This is a genomic window from Microbacterium sp. LMI1x-1-1.1, assembly GCF_040676205.1.
Lineage (GTDB): Bacteria > Actinomycetota > Actinomycetes > Actinomycetales > Microbacteriaceae > Microbacterium > Microbacterium aquilitoris.
Window position 1 is genome coordinate 514712 of the sequence record NZ_JBEGHM010000002.1, and the last position, 17698, is coordinate 532409.

19 protein-coding genes are annotated in these 17698 nt (G+C 71.1%); 7 read left to right on the top strand and 12 right to left on the bottom strand.

All coding sequences use genetic code 11. From position 1 onward, the window contains the following. Positions 1 to 63: 63 nt before the first annotated feature. Complete coding sequence (locus MRBLMI1x_RS10160) at positions 64 to 345, top strand: hypothetical protein (RefSeq protein WP_018188317.1); 282 nt, start codon at positions 64 to 66, stop codon at positions 343 to 345. Here the strand turns inward: MRBLMI1x_RS10160 and rmuC are convergent. Further along, positions 323 to 1663: a DNA recombination protein RmuC gene (rmuC, locus tag MRBLMI1x_RS10165; RefSeq protein ID WP_363458589.1), complete on the bottom strand. Its 1341-nt coding sequence runs from the start codon at positions 1661 to 1663 to the stop codon at positions 323 to 325. The genes MRBLMI1x_RS10160 and rmuC overlap by 23 nt on opposite strands. Before the next feature lie 28 nt (positions 1664 to 1691). Next, on the bottom strand, positions 1692 to 2282 hold the full coding sequence (locus tag MRBLMI1x_RS10170) for a 3'-5' exonuclease (RefSeq protein WP_020097073.1): 591 nt from the start codon (positions 2280 to 2282) through the stop codon (positions 1692 to 1694). A gap of 110 nt (positions 2283 to 2392) precedes the next feature. On the opposite strand from MRBLMI1x_RS10170, the gene ychF reads away from it, so the two are divergent. Together ychF and MRBLMI1x_RS10180 are read left to right on the top strand one after the other, a co-directional pair. After that, positions 2393 to 3466, top strand: coding sequence for a redox-regulated ATPase YchF (gene ychF, locus MRBLMI1x_RS10175; RefSeq protein ID WP_018188314.1), 1074 nt, complete (start codon positions 2393 to 2395; stop codon positions 3464 to 3466). A gap of 10 nt (positions 3467 to 3476) precedes the next feature. Further along, on the top strand, positions 3477 to 4250 hold the full coding sequence (locus MRBLMI1x_RS10180; protein ID WP_018188313.1) for an alpha/beta fold hydrolase: 774 nt from the start codon (positions 3477 to 3479) through the stop codon (positions 4248 to 4250). A 15-nt stretch (positions 4251 to 4265) separates the two neighbouring features. On the opposite strand, the gene MRBLMI1x_RS10185 is transcribed toward MRBLMI1x_RS10180, so the two are convergent. Both MRBLMI1x_RS10185 and MRBLMI1x_RS10190 read right to left on the bottom strand, forming a co-directional pair. Further along, positions 4266 to 5198: a helix-turn-helix transcriptional regulator gene (locus MRBLMI1x_RS10185; RefSeq protein WP_018188312.1), complete on the bottom strand. Its 933-nt coding sequence runs from the start codon at positions 5196 to 5198 to the stop codon at positions 4266 to 4268. A gap of 20 nt (positions 5199 to 5218) precedes the next feature. Then, positions 5219 to 5548, bottom strand: a complete 330-nt coding sequence (locus tag MRBLMI1x_RS10190) for a hypothetical protein (protein WP_018188311.1) — start codon at positions 5546 to 5548, stop codon at positions 5219 to 5221. A gap of 145 nt (positions 5549 to 5693) precedes the next feature. On the opposite strand from MRBLMI1x_RS10190, the gene MRBLMI1x_RS10195 reads away from it, so the two are divergent. Next, the gene (locus tag MRBLMI1x_RS10195; protein ID WP_363458593.1) at positions 5694 to 6617 is read left to right on the top strand and encodes a hypothetical protein; all 924 of its coding nucleotides are present in this window, start codon (positions 5694 to 5696) and stop codon (positions 6615 to 6617) included. Between the two features lie 10 nt (positions 6618 to 6627). On the opposite strand, the gene MRBLMI1x_RS10200 is transcribed toward MRBLMI1x_RS10195, so the two are convergent. Next, entirely contained in the window at positions 6628 to 6819 is a 192-nt protein-coding gene (locus MRBLMI1x_RS10200; RefSeq protein ID WP_020097075.1) for a hypothetical protein, read from the bottom strand. A gap of 138 nt (positions 6820 to 6957) precedes the next feature. Between MRBLMI1x_RS10200 and MRBLMI1x_RS10205 the strand changes: the two genes are divergently transcribed. Continuing rightward, positions 6958 to 7524 carry a copper resistance CopC family protein gene (locus MRBLMI1x_RS10205; RefSeq protein ID WP_363458595.1) on the top strand — a complete coding sequence of 189 codons (567 nt, stop codon included), beginning with the start codon at positions 6958 to 6960 and terminating at the stop codon, positions 7522 to 7524. Between the two features lie 30 nt (positions 7525 to 7554). Here MRBLMI1x_RS10205 and MRBLMI1x_RS10210 read toward each other — a convergent pair whose 3' ends face one another. After that, positions 7555 to 8103 (bottom strand): type 1 glutamine amidotransferase domain-containing protein, encoded by a 549-nt coding sequence (locus MRBLMI1x_RS10210; RefSeq protein ID WP_363458597.1) that lies wholly within the window; start codon positions 8101 to 8103, stop codon positions 7555 to 7557. Positions 8104 to 8189: 86 nt separating this feature from the next. On the opposite strand from MRBLMI1x_RS10210, the gene MRBLMI1x_RS10215 reads away from it, so the two are divergent. Continuing rightward, the gene (locus tag MRBLMI1x_RS10215) at positions 8190 to 8327 is read left to right on the top strand and encodes a hypothetical protein (RefSeq protein WP_020097077.1); all 138 of its coding nucleotides are present in this window, start codon (positions 8190 to 8192) and stop codon (positions 8325 to 8327) included. 38 nt (positions 8328 to 8365) lie between these two features. Here MRBLMI1x_RS10215 and MRBLMI1x_RS10220 read toward each other — a convergent pair whose 3' ends face one another. Continuing rightward, on the bottom strand, positions 8366 to 9844 hold the full coding sequence (locus MRBLMI1x_RS10220; RefSeq protein ID WP_363458599.1) for an MDR family MFS transporter: 1479 nt from the start codon (positions 9842 to 9844) through the stop codon (positions 8366 to 8368). A 141-nt stretch (positions 9845 to 9985) separates the two neighbouring features. Between MRBLMI1x_RS10220 and MRBLMI1x_RS10225 the strand changes: the two genes are divergently transcribed. Beyond that, the gene (locus tag MRBLMI1x_RS10225; RefSeq protein WP_414685639.1) at positions 9986 to 11863 is read left to right on the top strand and encodes an ABC transporter ATP-binding protein; all 1878 of its coding nucleotides are present in this window, start codon (positions 9986 to 9988) and stop codon (positions 11861 to 11863) included. A gap of 7 nt (positions 11864 to 11870) precedes the next feature. Here the strand turns inward: MRBLMI1x_RS10225 and MRBLMI1x_RS10230 are convergent, their stop codons facing one another. The 5 genes from MRBLMI1x_RS10230 to nadA are packed head-to-tail and all read right to left on the bottom strand — an operon-like array spanning position 11871 to position 17688. Further along, a complete protein-coding gene (locus MRBLMI1x_RS10230) occupies positions 11871 to 12833 on the bottom strand; it encodes a glycosyltransferase family 2 protein (protein WP_363458603.1) in 963 nt (320 codons plus the stop codon). Further along, positions 12833 to 13972, bottom strand: coding sequence for a cysteine desulfurase family protein (locus MRBLMI1x_RS10235; RefSeq protein ID WP_363458605.1), 1140 nt, complete (start codon positions 13970 to 13972; stop codon positions 12833 to 12835). Before MRBLMI1x_RS10235 ends, MRBLMI1x_RS10230 begins: the two co-directional genes overlap by 1 nt. A gap of 1 nt (position 13973) precedes the next feature. After that, entirely contained in the window at positions 13974 to 14831 is an 858-nt protein-coding gene (gene nadC, locus MRBLMI1x_RS10240) for a carboxylating nicotinate-nucleotide diphosphorylase (protein WP_363458607.1), read from the bottom strand. Beyond that, a complete protein-coding gene (gene nadB / locus MRBLMI1x_RS10245; RefSeq protein WP_363458609.1) occupies positions 14831 to 16363 on the bottom strand; it encodes an L-aspartate oxidase in 1533 nt (510 codons plus the stop codon). The genes nadC and nadB overlap by 1 nt, the downstream gene beginning before the upstream one ends. Continuing rightward, the gene (nadA, locus tag MRBLMI1x_RS10250; protein WP_363458611.1) at positions 16360 to 17688 is read right to left on the bottom strand and encodes a quinolinate synthase NadA; all 1329 of its coding nucleotides are present in this window, start codon (positions 17686 to 17688) and stop codon (positions 16360 to 16362) included. Before nadA ends, nadB begins: the two co-directional genes overlap by 4 nt. Positions 17689 to 17698: the final 10 nt, after the last annotated feature.

Here is a 17698-nt window from a genome sequence, read left to right on the forward strand (position 1 = left end):
CTGGCACAATGGGCCGTGGTGTCAGAGATCCCCGGCACTCGCCACCGCCCCTCAGGAGTCCACATGTCCACCGCATCCAGCGATCCGCGCACGGGTCAGCTCTCGCTCACCGGTCACCTGCCCGTCACGCCGACGGGACAGATCCCGGTCGTGGGGCAGACGACAGCGGGGCCGCGTCCGGTGACGGCTCAGATCCCGGTGATCGACGACCCCGCACGTCGTCCGGACGTGCTGTTGCGTCGACGGATGCCTCCCGGGCACGAGATCAGCGCATGGTGGATGATCGGCGCATTCGTGGCGGTGTCGCTGGGCGTCGTCGGCCTCATGACGTTCTTCCCCTCCTGAGCTCACCCTCGTCGGTCAGCCGGTCGCGGAGAGCACCGAGGTCGGCAGCCGTGTGCTCGGAACCGTCACCGCGCTCGACTCCGTCGAGGAGTTCGGGAGCGGTCAGTCGTCTCGTCGTGGATTCGATGGGACGCGGTGTCGACAGCGTGTCGAGTTGGGTGTCGTCGATGCCGGGGAACCGCCGTGCACTGACGAGCACCCGCGTCTCGAGGGAGCCGGCGAAGCGGTTGTAGCTGTCGACGGTCCGTTCGATGGCGCGGCGGAGGTCGTCGGCGTGGCCGGCGAGCGACCCGAGCCGGTGGTACAGCTCGTTGCCCAGATCGAACAGCCGGCGCGCTTCGGTCGACACGTCCTGCTGCGTCCACGTGTAGGCCACCGTCTTGAGGACCGCCCAGAGGTTCACGGGGGACGCGAGCGCGACCCTCCGTCCGAACGCGTACTCCAGCAGGGCGGGATCCTCTTCGAGGGCCGCCGCGAGGAGGGACTCGCTCGGGATGAAGCAGACGACGAACTCGGGGCTCGACGGCATCCCCGCCCAGTAGCGCTTCTTCGCGAGAGCGTCGATGTGGGCGCGGACCGCGGCGACGTGCTTCGCGAGCAGGCGGCTGCGCCGTGCACCCTCTTCGCCCACCGCCGTGACGGGGATCGCGCTGGCTTCGAGATAGGCGTCGAACGGCGCCTTCGCATCGACGGCCAGGGCCTTCTCGCCGGGGAGGCGCACGATGAGGTCGGGGCGACCGCTGCCGGCGTCGGAGGAGATCGAGGCCTGCGTGTCGAAATCGACGTAGCGGGTGAGGCCGGCGGACTCGACGATGCGGCGCAGCTGCGTCTCGCCCCAGACACCGCGCGTCCCATTGGAGCGGAGGGCGCCCGCCAGCGACTCCGTCGTGGCTCGCAGCGCCTCGTCCGACTCCTGCGACCGTCGCAGCTGCTCGGCGAGCGAGCCGAACTGCTCCTGCCGGTCGCGTTCGAGGTGATCCACCTTCTGCTGCATTGCCGTCAGGGTCTCCTGCACGGGGGCGAGGGCGCGGAGCACCGTCTGCTCGCGACGCTCCCGCTCGTCCCGAGCCGCCTGCTCGGCGTGCACCCGGCTCGTGACCTCTCGGTGAAGAGCCCGCTGCTGGTCAAGTTGGGTCTGCAGCGCGTCACGTGCCGCCTCGGCGGCCGAGGCGCGCGCCTGCAGGTCCGTGCGGCGGTTCGCTTCACGAGCGGCGACGAACGCGCCGGCGGCCAGGGCGCCGGCGATCAGGCAGATCACGGCGAGCACGGTGGCGAAAGCGGCATCCATGACGTTCATCGTGCCCGAGGGGTCGGACATCGCCCCGTCGCCGCGCGGCGGCAGGGCCTCAGGACGCGGAGGCGGGAACCGGTTGCGGGATCTGCGGGATGCGGACGCCGAGCAGCATCGCGAGCTCGACGAGGTCGCCGGCGCCGGCTCGCGCGCCCGCATCGATGACGATCTGCGCGCACGCCAGGGCATCGGCGGTCGCGTCGTGGTGGGCGAAGTCGAGGTGACCGGCGGCCGCCGCGACGAACGGCAGGCGATAGGACGGCAGGTCGTAGGTCTTCCGTGCGACGTGCAGGCTGCACAGGTAGCGCGCGGGCGGGGCGACGTGTCCCGTCACCTCGCAGGCGCTGCGCAGCACCCGCATGTCGAACCCCGCGTTGTGGGCGACGAGGATGTCGTCGCCGACGAAGTCGAGGAGGCGCGGCAACTGCTCGACCCACGTCGCGGCTGATGCGACGTCGCTCTCTCGGATGCCGTGGATGCCGACGTTGATCTCGAAGAACCGGTCGTGACCCGCGGGAGGGCGGATGAGCCAGCCCTCGGAGGCGACGACGCGGCCGTCGCGGACCCGGGCGAGCCCCACCGCGCAGGCCGAGGCGTTCGAGGAGTTCGCCGTCTCGAAGTCGATCGCGGTGAAGTCCAGGCCCATGTGATCCACCTTCACCGCCGATCCCGACGGGGATGCGGAGGCGCGCCGCCGCTGGTCCGGACCGGCGGACCGCACGGCGGCGGCCCGCCCGCCGCGTAGAGTGGATGCCCGTGGCTCTCACCATCGGAATCGTCGGACTGCCCAACGTCGGCAAGTCCACCCTCTTTAACGCTCTCACCAAGAACGACGTGCTCGCGGCGAACTACCCGTTCGCGACGATCGAGCCGAACGTCGGCGTGGTGAACCTGCCGGACCCGCGTCTGGACGTGCTCGCCGGGATCTTCTCCTCGGAGCGCATCCTCCCCGCGACGGTCTCGTTCGTCGACATCGCCGGTATCGTCCGCGGTGCGAGCGAGGGTGAGGGCCTCGGCAACAAGTTCCTCGCCAACATCCGCGAGGCCGACGCCATCGCGCAGGTGGTCCGCGGCTTCGCCGACGACGACGTCGTCCACGTCGACGGGGCCGTGAACCCGAAGAACGACATGGAGACGATCAATGCGGAGCTCCAGCTCGCCGACCTCGAGACGCTGGAGAAGGCGATCACGCGGTACGAGAAGGAGGTCCGCGGCAAGAAGCTCGACCCCTCGGTGCTCGAGACCGCGAAGGCCGCGCAGGACGCCCTCCAGCGCGGTGAGCTCCTCGCCGCATCCGGCATCGACCTCGCCCCCATTCGCGAGCTCGGCCTGCTCAGCGCCAAGCCGTTCATCTTCGTCTTCAACGTGGACGAGGCCGTCCTGATGGATGCTGCCCGCAAGGCGGAACTCGCCGCCCTCGTCGCGCCCGCTCAGGCCGTCTTCCTCGACGCGAAGATCGAGTCGGAGCTCGCCGAGCTCGACCCGGAGGACGCCGCGGAGATGCTCGCGTCGACCGGTCAGGAGGAATCCGGCCTCGACCAGCTCGCCCGCGTCGGGTTCGACACCTTGGGCCTGCAGACGTATCTGACGGCCGGCCCCAAAGAGGCCCGTGCCTGGACCATCGGAAAGGGCTGGAAGGCGCCGCAGGCTGCGGGCGTCATCCACACCGATTTCGAGAAGGGCTTCATCAAGGCCGAGGTCATCTCGTTCGAGGACCTCGTCGCGACCGGCTCGGTCCAGGAGGCCCGCGCCAAGGGCAAGGCGCGCCTCGAGGGCAAGGACTACGTCATGCAGGACGGCGACGTCGTCGAGTTCCGTTTCAACAACTGAGGATCCTCCCATGACACAGATTCAGCGCCAGGTGTTCGACGCCGAGGCTCGTGCCATCCCGTTCATCGACGAGGGAGAGGGCCCCGCCCTCGTCCTCATCCCCGCGCAGGGTCTCGACGTCGCCTACCTCGGCGGCCTCGCGAGCATCCTCGAGGAGGAGGGGTTCCGGATCGTCCGCATCGGCTCCCGCCGTCCCGGCGGCGCCGCGGCGTCCATGCACGATCTCGCGCAGGATGTCGTCGACGTCCTCGACCACCTCGGGGTCGGCTCCGCGTGGATCGGCGGTCACGCCTTCGGCGGCGCCGTCGCGCGCACCGTGGCGCTCGACCACCCCGGTCGCGCCAGCGGCGTGCTCCTGCTCGGCGTCGAAGCGGCCCGCGCCCTCGATGACGACGCGGCCCGTGCCCTGCACAGCGCCTTCTCCGCCCCCGTGGACGCGCCGGACACCGACGCCGTCCGCGCCCTGGTCGGGCCCGGGATCTCCATCCCGGTGGCCTGGGATGTCTTCGCGCGGTCGCGCGACCTCGACGTCGAGGAACTCCAGAGCGCCGCGCTCGCCTCGACGCCGGTCGCCGAATGGGCGAGCCTCGCGTCGTCGTTGCCGATCCTCATCATCCAGGGCGCCGTGGACCCGATCACGCCGCCCGCGAACGGCGATGACCTCCAGGCGACCGCAGCAGACCGGACGAGCGTCGTCCGTCTGCCGGATGCGGGACACCTGTTCCCGATGACGCATCCCGGTGAGACGGCGTTCCAGATCGAGGACTACCTCGGCTGGGATTGACGGCCGCGGCGCCGGTCAGCGGCGAAGCGTCTCGTGGGGGAGTTCCCCGAACTCCGCCCGGTAGTGCTGAGCGAACCTCGGGAGGTGGGCGAACCCCCACCGTCGGGCGATCTCTGCGACGGTGATCGCCTCGGCATCCGCTGACGTCAGGTCGCGGTTCACGGCCACGAGCCGAGCCGCACGGACGTACGACGCGGGCGTCACGCCCAGCGTCCGCTGGAAGGCGCTTTGGAGGCCCCTGACGCTGAGACGGGCCGCGGCGGCGATGTCGGCGACGCTGAGCGGCTCGCCGAGGTGGTCGTCGATGAAGTCCGTCGCACGGGTGACGGCCGCGGAGCCGCCAGTCGACTCGCCCGTTTCGGCGTCGATGCCGAAGGTGCTGACCGTCGCGGCGAAGACGGCGTCGACGGCAGCCTGTCGGATGAGGTCGTTGCGAAGGAGGGTTTCGTCGTCGAAGATCCGACTCACATGAGCGATCGTCGCCTCCCAGTGGTCCTGCAGGTCCGACGTGAGGGCGCCCCGATGCGGGAAGCGTCCGGCGGAGCTGAGGTCACGGCCCGAGAACGCTCCGAGCGCCGCGAGATCGAGGCCGATGGCCTCCGCATCGGCCGTCGAGGACCATGTCTCGGCTGAGCCGGGCGTCAGGAGGAAGGGGGCGCTGACGTCCAGAGGCGAGTCGTTGCTCACGGCGCGGACCCCGCCGCTGGCGACGCGACCGACGGCGACGTATCCCGACACGTCGACGTGCGCGTGGAGGAAGCCCGTGGTGCGGAGCCGAGTGAGCCTGAGCCTGTCGTCCCCGAGGGTCCGCTGATGCAGTGAGAAAGCCGAATCCGCCTCGCGGATGGTCACGCCCGAGGCGACATGACGGAGCGCCTCTCCGGCGGACTTGATGTCGAACGCCTCGCGCGTCGTGTCGAGGACGCGGGAGGCGCCGTCAGCTGGCATGCCTCATCTTCTCGACCTCATCAGATGGATCCGCTGGATGCCGGCACCGAGGCGCCCTGCGGCTCGGGCACGACGTACAGGCCCGTCGGGGAGTTCGCGACGTGGCTCAGCGCGTCGAGCCAGGCGGGGTTGAGCGAAGGCTGTCGGCTGCCGAAGTACTGCCAGTGCAGGTCTGCACCAGGATGCAGCCACACGACCTGACGCCCGTCGCCGAGGCTCTGATCGTTCCGCCACATGAATGTGAACGCTTCGCCGCGGCGCAACTTCGTGGTGATGACCAGCTGCAGGTGCGCCAGCAGGCGATCCTCGAAGTCGGCTCGGATGCGGTCGTTGTAGATGAACTTGCCCACGGGGTCCTTTCGGCGTTCGTGATATCCATTATGCGCACATCATCCGTAATACGCAGTATCAGAGTCGTCCCGAGAGGCACCGCGGGACGTACCCTGGGAACGAGGGTCCCGTCGGACCGCAGTCGACAGGGGAGAGAAGGACAGCGTGCCCGCGCTCCGTGAGCATTTCCGCTCCGCCGATCTCGGTGAGGCGGAGGCCTACATCACCCGCAGTTACGGGAGCGTCGATCTCGACGCACAAGACCTCACGTTCGAGGAATCGAGCGTCGGGGACGAGCGATTCGCGCTGCGGCGGCTGAACATCGGTGGCGGGTACAGCGCGGAGTGCGACCTCGACGCGATCATCGTGGTGCACAGCGACGCACGGTACGAGTGGGAGATCGACGGCGAACGCGGCGACGCGGCGGATCCCGTCCTCTTCCAACCCGGATCGACCCTCGCCTGCCGCCTCCAGGACACTCGCGTGCAGGTGGTCGCGTTGCCGATGGACGCGTTGACGGACCTCGCCCGGACCGTCTACAACGATGACACCCTCACGGTACGTTTCGACGGCACGCGTCCCGCCGACCCGACGCTCCTGCGTGCCTGGCGATCGGCGTCCGCTCTGGCGTTCTCCGCTGAGGCGACTCTCGACAACGATCTCGCGCGCGCCTCCATGTTCCGCTCGATCGCGGTGTCGACGCTCGAAGCGTTCCCGCTCATCGGCGATCGCGCCCAGCGCGTGGAGAGCGTCGCCCAGCAGCAGCGGGCCTACCGCGCTGCGGTGTCGTTCTTCGAGCAGAACGCCTCACTCCCGATCACGGTCGACGACGCGGCGGCGGCGGCCGGTGTCGGAAGCGGTGCGCTCCGACGCGCATTCCGGGCGCACTCTGTCGCGGGGCGCTCTCCGCTGGAACACCTCACGGCCGTCCGACTGGACGCCGCCCACGCAGACATCGTCGGAACCGCGATGGGGTCGGTCGACGATCTGAGTGAGATCGCGTCGCGGTGGGGGTTCACGGAGGAGGGGCTCCGTCGGCATCACCTGGCCGCGTACGGCACCCGCCCCGAGGATCTGCTCGGCGTCTGACGCTCCAGCCCTACTCCGCGTCGGCTTCGGGCTGCCCCTGTCCGGGTCCCGGACGGAACGCGGCATCGTCGGCGATGTCGACCCGGGTGACGCCATCGTGCTCCGTCACCAGATAATGCGCCTCGGCGGAGGGGGCGCCCCGGTCCTCGGGACCCTCCACGTCGGGGGCGAGGTCTTCGGGTCCGCTGTCGGTCGTGTCCATCTCGGTGTCCTTCCGGTGGGTTCGGTCGTCACGATAGATGCCGCGCCGAGGCGGTGCTCGGGGCTTGCTCTGGACCGGGACCCCGGGTAAGCCGCCGCGAGGCAGGCGACGCACAGGCGGGGATGGCAGGCTGGACGCATGCCCGTCGCCTCGCCGCCTCCGACGTCCGTTCGATCCGCGTGGTCCCGTATCGCCGCGTTCTCGGCCGGTCTCGCGGCACTCCTCATCTTCACGGTCGCCGGCCCCGCGTCCGCGCACGACGAACTCCTCGGCAGCACGCCCTCGCCGAACGAGCAGCTGAGCACGGCCCCCACATCGGTCGTCCTCACCTACTCCGCCGCGATCCTGCACGAGGGGGCGGAGATCGTCGTGCTGGATGCCTCGGGCAAGGACTGGACCGACGGGGACCCCGCCATCGACACGAACACGCTCACCGTCCCCGTCGCCTCGGGCATGCCCGAGGCGGGCTACCTCGTGGAGTGGCGGGTCGTCTCCAGCGACGGTCACCCGATCAGCGGCACGATCCCCTTCGCGGTCGGCGAGGCGACGCCTCTGCAGTCCTCGCAGGCGACCCCGGATGCCGGTGGTGACGGCATCTCTGTGGTGCCGTTCGTCGTGGGCGGCATCGTGGTCGTGGTCGTCGTCGCGGTGGTCGTCGCGATCGCGGTGGCCCGTCGACGCACGACGCCCCCGTCGCGCGACTGAGTCGCGGCCGGGGGCGTCGAGCGCGGGGGATCAGACGGTCTGCGCCGCGTGACGTCCTTCGGCGATCTCCTCGACCAGCTTGGCGTTGAAGGCCGGCAGGTCGTCGGGCGTGCGGCTCGAGACGAGCCCGGCGTCGACGACGACCTCTTCGTCGTGCCAGGTGGCCCCGGCGTTGACGAGGTCGGTGTGCAGGCTCGGGTAGCTCGTGAGCGTGCGACCCCCGAGGACGTCCGCCTCGACGAGCAGCCACGCCGCGTGGCAGATCGCCCCGACCGGCTTGTGCTGGGCGAAGAAGTCGCGGGCGAAGCGCACGGCCGAGGCATCCAGTCGGAGGTCGTCGGCGTTCACGACGCCGCCGGGGAGGACGAGCGCGTCGTACTCGGCTGCGTCGGCGTCGTCGGAGGTGACGTCGACGCGCTGCTCGTGCCCGTTCTTGCCGGTGATGCTGCCCGAGTCGGGAGCGATCATGATCGCTGTGGCCCCGGCATCCGTCACGGCCTGCCAGGGGGAGGTCAGTTCGCTGTCTTCGAATCCATCGGTCGCGAGGAAGGCGACGCGCTTTCCGGTGAGGGTGCTCATGCCCTCGACGCTAAGCGGCGCGGCGCGGGAGGTTCAGGCCCTTGACCCCTGAGCCGGTGCCGGTTACGCGGCGTAGCATGGACGGCATGGCCACCTCGAACCTGCCGACCCCGTCCCTGCAGCCGATCTCGACGCTGTCGAACGCGACGGAGGACACGGACGCCCTCGAACTCCTGGACGAGGGCGCATCGTGCTGCGGCGGGGGCTGCTGCAGCACCAACTGACCCGCGCTGCCCCGGCCTGAGGCGTCGCTTCGCCGCGGTCAGTGCGCGAGCGCAGGGGCTCCGTCCGCGTCGGTCTCGGCGGGCTTGCGGACGAACAGGGCGAGCCCGACCGCTGCGGTCGCGACGATCGCCCCGACCACGAACGCCGCGTGGACGCCGTCCGCCTTCGCGAGCACCTCACCGCTCCCGTCCGCCATCCGCGCGGCGGTGGTCACGGTCATGATCGTCACGAAGAGAGCGGTCCCGGCAGCGCCGGCGACCTGCTGGAGCGTCCCCACGGTCGCCGACCCGTACGGGTAGAAGCGGCGGGGGAGTGAGCCGAGCGCCGAGGTCAGCAGTGGCGTGAACGTCAGGCCGAGTCCGAGGTTCAAGGCGAGGTGCACCGCGATGACGAAGGGCACCCCGGTGTTCACGTCGAACAGCGTCATGCCCCACAGGGCGGCGGCCGCGATGATCATGCCCGGGATCACGAGGGGCGTGGGGCCGAAACGGTCGAAGGCGTTGCCGACGAACGGCGCCATGACACCCATCAGGATGCCGCCGGGAAGCAGCATGAGCCCGATGCCGAGGACGTCGAGGCCGAGCACCTGCTGCAGGTAGATCGGCAGCAGGACGATGGAGCCGAACAGCGCCGCGAAGACCACGACCACCAGTACGACCGCCAGCGAGAAGGTTCGGGTCTGGAACGTGCGGAGGTCGAGGAGTGCACTGTCGGTCTTCTGCAGGTGAAGCTGACGCAGCACGAACAGGACGAGGGCCACGGCGCCGACCGCGAGGGGGATCGCGACGGGGATGGGAGCGTGCCCCGACGCGGACTCGCCGATCGCGCTGAAGGCGTAGATGAGCCCGCCGAAGCCGAGTGCGGACAGCGGAACGGAGAGGACGTCGAAGCGGGCGTCGGCGCGCGTCTCGGTGACGTTCTTCACCCAGACCGCGCCGAGGGCGATCGCGATGAGGGCGATGGGGAGCATCACCCAGAAGATCGCGTGCCAGGTCAGCGTCGACAGGATCAGACCCGAGACCGTGGGTCCGATCGCGGGGGCGACGGCGATGACGACGGTGATGGTGCCCATCATCCGGCCGCGGTGAGACGGCGGGACGATGTTGAGGACCGTCGTGAACAGCAGCGGCATCATGATCGCGGTGCCGCTCGCCTGCACGATGCGCCCCGCGAGGAGGAACCCGAAGTCGGGGGCGAGGGCGGCGATCAGAGTGCCCGCCGCGAACAGGGTCATGGCTGTGAAGAAGACCGTGCGGAGGGGAAAGCGCTCGAGCAGGAAACCGGTCAGCGGGATGACGACCGCCATCGTCAGGAGGAAGCCCGTCGTGAGCCACTGGCCGGTGGCGACGGTGATCCCGAGGTCGGCGACGATGTCGGTCAGGGCGACGCTCATGGTCGTCTCGTTCAGGATGACGACGAAGGCGGCGACGACGAGGAGCGCGATGACCGGCCCGGTCCGGCGCGGAGCCGACTCGGACGAGAGGGTGGGCGTGGAGGCGGTGTCCGACAGGGGCACGTGAGTCCTTCGACAGAGGGGCGGGGCAGCTGGCGCGAGAGAGCGCATGCGACGCGGGTCGTTCAGCCTAACCGGCGCGCACCGCCGCGCATTCCCGCGCGGCCGGTGGTGTCGCGGCGGGGCTAGGGTGACGGGATGAGCATGGGCGGACCGGGAGGCGGTCGCGGCGGGTTCCGCGCTGTCGACGAGGCGGCGCAGCGAGAGCGCAACGCGTCGGCTCCCCGCATCCCGGATCTCGGTCGACGCGTGGTCGCCCTCTTCCGTCCCTACCGTCGCCGGTTGGTCGTTACGGCGATCCTCGTGGTCCTCGGTGCGGCGGTCGGGGTGATCCCGCCGCTGCTCGTCCAGCGCATCTTCGACGACGCGCTCTTCCCCGTCGACGGGTCCGCGCCGCAGCTCGGGCTCCTGGGCGTCCTCGTCCTCTCGATGATCGGGCTGTTCGTCCTCGGCGCGGCGCTCGGGATCGCGCAGACCTGGCTCACCTCGACCGTCGGCAACCAGGTGACGGGAGACCTGCGGGTGCGCATGTTCGCCCACCTGCAGGCGATGGACCTCGGCTTCTTCACACGGACGAAGACGGGCGTCATCCAGTCGCGGCTGCAGAACGACGTGGGCGGGGTGTCCGGCGTCCTCACCAACACGGTCACGAGCATCCTCGGCAACACGGTCACAGTGATCTCCGCGCTCGTCGCGATGCTCCTCATCGACGTCCGGCTGACCCTCATCGCCGTCGTCATGATGCCCGTGCTGATCCTCGTGCAGCGACGCGTCGGGCAGGTGCGCGCCCGCATCGCCGGACAGACGCAGGAGTCCCTGTCGGAGCTCAGCGCCATCACGCAGGAGACCCTGAGCGTCTCCGGCATCCTGCTGTCGAAGTCCTTCAACCGCCAGCGGGCCGAGTCCGACCGCTACGCCGCCGAGAACCGCACGCAGATCGGACTGCAGGTGCGGCAGGCGATGAGCGGGCAGGGCTTCTTCGCCGTCGTGCAGATCATCATGTCTTCGGTCCCGGCGATCATCTACCTCGTCGCGGGCTTCTTCATCACGGGGGACGCCGTGCCCATCACAGCGGGCGCGGTCGTCGCCTTCACGACGGTGCAGGCGCGCCTGCTCATGCCGCTCATGGGGCTCATGCGCGTCGCGCTGGACGTGCAGACCTCCCGCGCGCTGTTCGCCCGCATCTTCGAGTACCTAGACCTGCGACCGGCGATCGCCGACACCGCGGCCGCGGTCGACGTCGCGGACGCACCCGGCCCGGTCGGCCGGATCGAGTTCCGGGGCGTCTCGTTCCGGTATCCGGATGCCGGGCCTGACAGCCCGGCAACGCTCGACGGCGTGTCCTTCGTCGCCGAGCCGGGGCAGCACGTCGCGTTCGTGGGGCCGTCCGGTGCCGGCAAGACGACGATCCTGTACCTGGCGCCGCGGCTCTACGAGCCCACCGCGGGGACGGTCCTGTTCGCCGGAGCCGACCTGCGCTCGCTCGCGCAGGCGTCGGTGATCGACCGCATCGGGATCGTGTCGCAGGAGACCTACCTCTTCCATGCGACGATCCGCGACAACCTGCGGTACGCGAGGCCAGACGCCACGGATGCCGAGATCGAGGCGGCGTGCATCGCCGCCAACATCCACCACGTCATCGCCGGCTTCGAGGACGGGTACGACACCGTCGTGGGCGAGCGCGGATACCGCCTGTCGGGCGGCGAGAAGCAGCGGATCGCGATCGCCCGCGTGCTGCTGAAGGACCCGCCGGTGCTGCTGCTCGACGAGGCGACCTCCGCGCTCGACACCGTCTCGGAGCGGGTCGTCCAAGAGGCGATCGACGAAGCGGCGCGGGGCCGGACGACACTGTCGATCGCGCATCGACTGTCCACCGTGATCGCCGCCGACGTCATCCACGTCGTCGAGGCGGGGCGCATCGTCGAATCCGGTACCCACGCCGAGCTGCTGGCCGCCGGCGGTCTCTACGCAGAGCTGGCCGCGCAGCAGGTCGCCGCGGGCAGGATCGAAGGCGCGGGCTAGAGCGCGCTCACCACCCGCTCGCGGCGGTCACGAGCGGAGCGGATGCCTCGTCGAGCGTCACGCCCTCGCGCGCGGCGCGATCGGCGAGATCGCGAGTGAAGGCGCCGAGCAGCTGCCGGTACGCGTCGTCGGGGTGATGCTCGGCGACCCGGACGAGGCCCGGGACGTCCATGTCGAGGATGAGGCGGACGCGAGCGCGAGCGGCGCCCGGGTGGCCGGCGGTGTCGAGGACGTCGATCCCGCCGCGCATCCCGTCGAGGTAGTCCAGCAGCACCGACACGGCGTGACGGCGCTGCGTGATCGAGGTGCCGTCGGCGCGCTCGCGCCAATGGACGACGACGTCGGGGATCACGTCGATCGCTGAGGCGGCGACGTACATCTGCTGCGCGACCACCTGGTCCTCGTAGGCGCGCTCCTCGGTGAAGCGGAGTTCCGCGCGACGCCAGAGGTCGGTGCGGCTCACCTTCGACCAGGCGACGATGTTCCCCGACACGTCGGGGTGGTCTGCGAGGGTCGTGCGTCGCCGGCCGGGGGAGGTGGATGCCGCGACCCACGGCTGGACGACACCGGGGGAGTAGTGACCGGCGGCATCCGCGCGCAACCGCACGTAGGCGCCGACGGCGATGTCGCTGCCGGAGTCCTCGAGGCTGCCGACGAGCAGGTCCAGCGCCCCGGGGGTCATGACGTCGTCGGCGTCGAAGAACCCGACGTAGGGGGTGTCGACGAGCGCGAGCGCCTCGTTGCGCGAGGCGCCGAGTCCCTGCGCGACCTCGTGGCGCACGAGCGTGAAGCGCGGGTCGTCGGCGGCGGTGGCGGCGAAGATCTCCGCCGTCGTGTCGCGGGAGGCGTCGTCGACGAGGAGGGCGCGGAAATCCGTACGCGTCTGTGCGCGCAGGGAGGCGAGGGCTTCCTCGGCGAACGCGCCGACGTCGCGTCCGGGCACGATCACGGTGACGGTCGGGGTGCTCATCATCGCGATCGTACCGCCGCGATCGATGCGGCGATCGCGTCGGCGAGGGGCCCCGGATCGATTTCGGCGCGGTGCCCGAAGCTGAACCGGACCGACGCCTGCGCGACCTCGGGAGCGACGCCGAGAGCGAGGAGGACGTGCGACGGCTCGTCGCTGCCGGCCGCGCACGCGGATCCGCTCGAAGAGACGACCCCGCGACGCTCGAGCTCGAGGAGGACCGCCTCTCCGCTGACCCCGGCGAAGGTGAAGCTGGCCGTCCCGGGGAGCCGGCGCGACGGATGCCCCGTGAGACGGGCCTCGGGGACGAGGGCGAGCACGCGCTCGGTGACAGCCTGTCGGAGCGCCGAGACCCGCTCCGACGACGTTCCGCGTTCCCGTTCGGCGAGCTCGAGGGCGACCGCCAGTCCCACGGCGCCCGCGACGTTCTGCGTGCCGCTGCGGCGATCGCGCTCCTGGCCGCCCCCGTGGAGGAGCGGTTCCAGGGGGATGCGGCCGCGGATCGCGAGTGCTCCGATGCCCTGCGGTGCGCCGATCTTGTGGCCGGCGATCGACAGGGCGTCGGCGCCGGTTCCCGCGAGGGGGAGCCAACCGGCGGCCTGAACGGCGTCGAGGTGGAAGGGGACGTGTGCGTTCGCCGTGACGGCGGCGAGGCCGGCGGCATCCTGCACCGTCCCGATCTCGTTGTTCGCGTAGCCGAGCGACACGAGCGCCGTGTCGTCGCGCAGCGCGTCGGCGAGGACCTCGGGGGAGACGAGGCCGTCCGCATCGACCGGGAGTCGCGTGACCGCCGTGCCGTGGACCCGTTCGAGGTAGTCGACGGAGGCGAGGATCGATTCGTGCTCCACAGCGCTCGTCACGACGTGTCCGGAACGGCCGTGACGGAGGAGTCCCGCGAGGACGACACCCTTGATCGCGAGGTTGTTCGCCTCCGTCGCGCCCGAGGTGAAGATCACATCGCCCGGTCGCATCCCGAGGACGGTCGCGACGCGACGTCGCGCATCGGCGAGGACGGCGGCGGCGTCCTCTCCGACCGTGTGGTGGCTCGACGGGTTGCCGTAGCGCTCGCCGAGGAAGGGCAGCATCGCCTCCCGCACCTCGGGACGGACGGGGCCCGTCGCCGCGTGATCGAGGTAGAGCACCTCAGGCCTCGTCGATGCGGACGTCGAGTCCCAGGTCGAGAGCCCGCGCGGAATGTGTCAGCGCACCGACCGAGATGACGTCGACCCCGGTCTCGGCGATCGCACGTACGGTGTCGAGCGTGACCCCGCCGGACGCCTCGACCGTGGCCCGCCCCGCCACCTGGAGGACTCCCGTCCGGAGGTCCTCGAGCGTGAAGTTGTCGAGCATGATCGTGCCGATGCCGGCGGCGAGCACCGCCTCGATCTGGTCGAGACGGTCGACCTCGACCTCGATGTGGGCGGTGTGGGGCAGGCGGGTCTTGGCGTCGAGGATCGCCTCGGTGACCGACAGCCCCGAGCGGGTGAGGACGGCGAGGTGGTTGTCCTTGGCCATCACGGCGTCCGACAGCGAATGGCGGTGGTTGGCGCCGCCGCCGCTGCGGACCGCGTGGCGTTCGAAGGCGCGCAGGCCCGGTGTCGTCTTCCGGGTGTCGGCGATGCGCACGCCCGTCCCGGCCACCGCGTCCGCATAGGCGGCGGTCACGGTCGCGATGCCCGACATGCGCTGGACGAAGTTCAGGCCGATCCGCTCCGCGGTCAGGATCGCGCGGGCGGGGCCGGTCACGACCGCGAGGACGTCGCCCCGCGCGAAGCGGGCGCCGTCCGTCACACGCAGGTCCACCTCGACCCGGTCGTCCGTGAGGGTGAACGCGGCGGAGAAGACGGTTCCGCCGCTGAACACGCCGGCTTCGCGCGCGACGAGTTCGGCCGTCGCGGTGGCGGATGCCGGGATCAGCGCCTCGCTCGTGATGTCACCCCACGGGGCGTCCTCGAGGAGGGCTGCGCGGACGGTGGTCTCGATGACGGCGGGTGAGAGCATCACGCAGCCCCTTCCAGGTCGGTTCGGACGCGCACGTCGGCGGAGGCCGGGTCGTCCGTGCGCTGGTGGGAACCCACCGAGCCGGTCCGCGCGAGCGCGGCGGCGACCATGAGCTCCGCGACGAGCAGGAGGTTGGCGTCCTCGCGCTCCGCCAGGGACAAAGGCGGGGTGGCGGAGGTGCGCCAGGCAGCGAGGGTGCGGGCCGCGCGGCGGAGGCCGTCGCCGTCACGCGTCACCCCGGCATCCGCCCACATGAGCTCCTGCAGCGCGCGCCGGGTGAAGGGCGGGTGCGGGATGCCGTCGGGTGCCGCATCGACGACGGCGGGGGTGCCGGCGGGCACCGGCCACGCCGCGCCGTCCGTGGCCGCGGCATCACCGGCGCGGGCGCCGAACACGGCGCCTTCGAGGAGGGAGTTCGAGGCGAGACGGTTCGCCCCGTGGACGCCGGTCCGCGCGACCTCTCCGACCGCGTACAGGCCCGGGACGTCGGTGCGGCCGTCGAGGTCGGTGACCACGCCGCCCATCAGGTAGTGCGCGGCCGGCGTCACGGGGATCGGCTCGCGCGCCCAGTCGAGCCCGCGCGAGCGGACGGCGGCGTCGATGGTCGGGAACCGGGCGGCGAGGAACCGTGATCGCTCGTCGGGGTCGGAGCTGTGCACCGCGGTGGCGTCGAGGAGGACGGGACGCCCGCCCTGGCGCGCCATCGCGGCGGTGATCGCACGGGCGACGACGTCGCGGGGCGCCAGTTCGCCGTCCGGGTGGACGTCGAGGGCGAACCGGCGTCCGCTCTCGTCGCGGAGGACAGCGCCCTCGCCGCGCACGGCCTCCGAGACGAGGAAGGCGTCGCCCGTGGCGAGCACCGTGGGGTGGAACTGCACGAACTCGAGATCTCGGACGGCAGCGCCCGCCCGGGCGGCGAGGGCGATCCCGTCACCGGTCGCCACGGCAGGGTTGGTGGAGTGGGCGAACAGCCGGCCTGCGCCACCGGTCGCGAGGATCACGGCGTCCGCCTCGAGGCGCCCGCCGCCCAGGGTCTCCACACCGGCGACGCGACCCTCCCGGCGGACCAGGTCGGTCACGTACGTGTGCTCGAGGACGCGGATGCCGCTCCGACGGATCTGCTCGACGAGGGCGCGCTCGATCTCCGCCCCGGTCGCGTCGCCCCCGGCGTGCAGGATGCGGGGGAACGAGTGCGCTCCCTCGAGGCCCGCGCGGAGCGTCCCGTCGGCGTCCCGGTCGAACCGGACGCCGGCCGCGATGAGGTCCCGGATGCGATCGGGGCCCTCCGTGACCAGGACGTCGACGGCGCCCGGATCGGCGAGTCCCGCTCCGGCGACGAGGGTGTCGCGCGCGTGGTCGATCGGCCGGTCGTCAGGGGAGAGCGCGCCCGCGATGCCGCCCTGCGCGTACCGTGTGTTGGCTTCGGCGAGCTCGCTCTTGGTGACGATCGTGACCGTCGAGCCACCGGCATCCGCATGGAGTGCGGCGGTCAACCCGGCGATGCCCGAGCCGACCACGACGACGGTGGTCACGGCTTGGCCGCCAGCATCCGCTCGAGGGCGACGCGCGCCGGCTGGGCGACATCGGCCGGCACGGTGATCCGGTTGCGGACCCCTCCGGCGACGAGCCCCTCGAGGATCCAGGCGAGGTAGCCCGGGTGGATCCGGTACATCGTCGAGCACGGGCAGACGACCGGGTCCAGGCAGAAGATCTCGTGCTGCGGGAACTGCGCCGCCAAGCGTTGGACGAGGTTGATCTCGGTGCCGATCGCGAACGTCGTGGGCTCGGTGGCGGCGGCGATGGCCTTGCGGATGTAGTCCGTCGATCCCGCCTCGTCCGCCGCGTCCACGACGTCCATCGGGCACTCGGGGTGCACGATCACCCGGACGCCGGGGTGCTCCGCCCGCGCGGCGGTGATCTGGTCGACCGTGAACCGGCGGTGCACCGAGCAGAAGCCGTGCCAGAGGATGACCCGGGCGTCGGCGAGCTCCGCCTCGCTCGATCCGCCTAGCGCTTTCCGCGGATTCCACATCGGCATCTGCTCGAGGGGGACGCCCATGGCCTTCGCCGTGTTGCGGCCGAGGTGCTGGTCGGGGAAGAAGAGCACGCGACGTCCACGGGCGAACGCCCACTCGAGGACCGTCCGCGCGTTGGACGAGGTGCAGACGATCCCGCCGTGTCGGCCCACGAAGCCCTTGATCGCGGCGGAGGAGTTCATGTACGTCACGGGGATGACGGGGAGCAGCCCCTCGGCATCCGGGGCGTCCATGTCGCCGTAGACGTCGGCGAGCTGCTCCCAGCACTCCTCGACCTGGTCGATGTCGGCCATGTCGGCCATCGAGCACCCGGCGGCGAGATTGGGGAGGATGACGGCCTGCTCGGGGCGGGAGAGGAGGTCGGCGGTCTCGGCCATGAAGTGCACGCCGCAGAAGACGATCGCCTCGGCGTCGGGGTGCTCGAGGGCGGCGTTGGCGAGCTGGAAGCTGTCGCCGACGTAGTCCGCATGGGTGACGACCTCCTCGCGCTGGTAGAAGTGCCCCAGCACGACGACGCGCTCGCCGAGGGTGTGCTTCGCGGCGACGATGCGGGCCGCGAGCTCGGCCTCATCCGCCTCGCGGTACTCGGCCGGGAGCTGCCCCTGTCGCGGAGCACCGGTCGGGATGACGTCGCCCATCGACGAGCCGGGTCCGTAGCCGGGGCGGGTGTCGAAGGTCCACGGGCCGGCCGCGAGGTCGGTGTTGCAGGTCTCGGCGGTGGTCTCGCCGGCGACGATCGCCTGGATCTCGTGATCGACGCTGGGATCGATCGGCCGGGTATCGATCGGTCGCGGCTGCAGGGTGACGGGGGTTGCGCTCATGTCGGTTCGG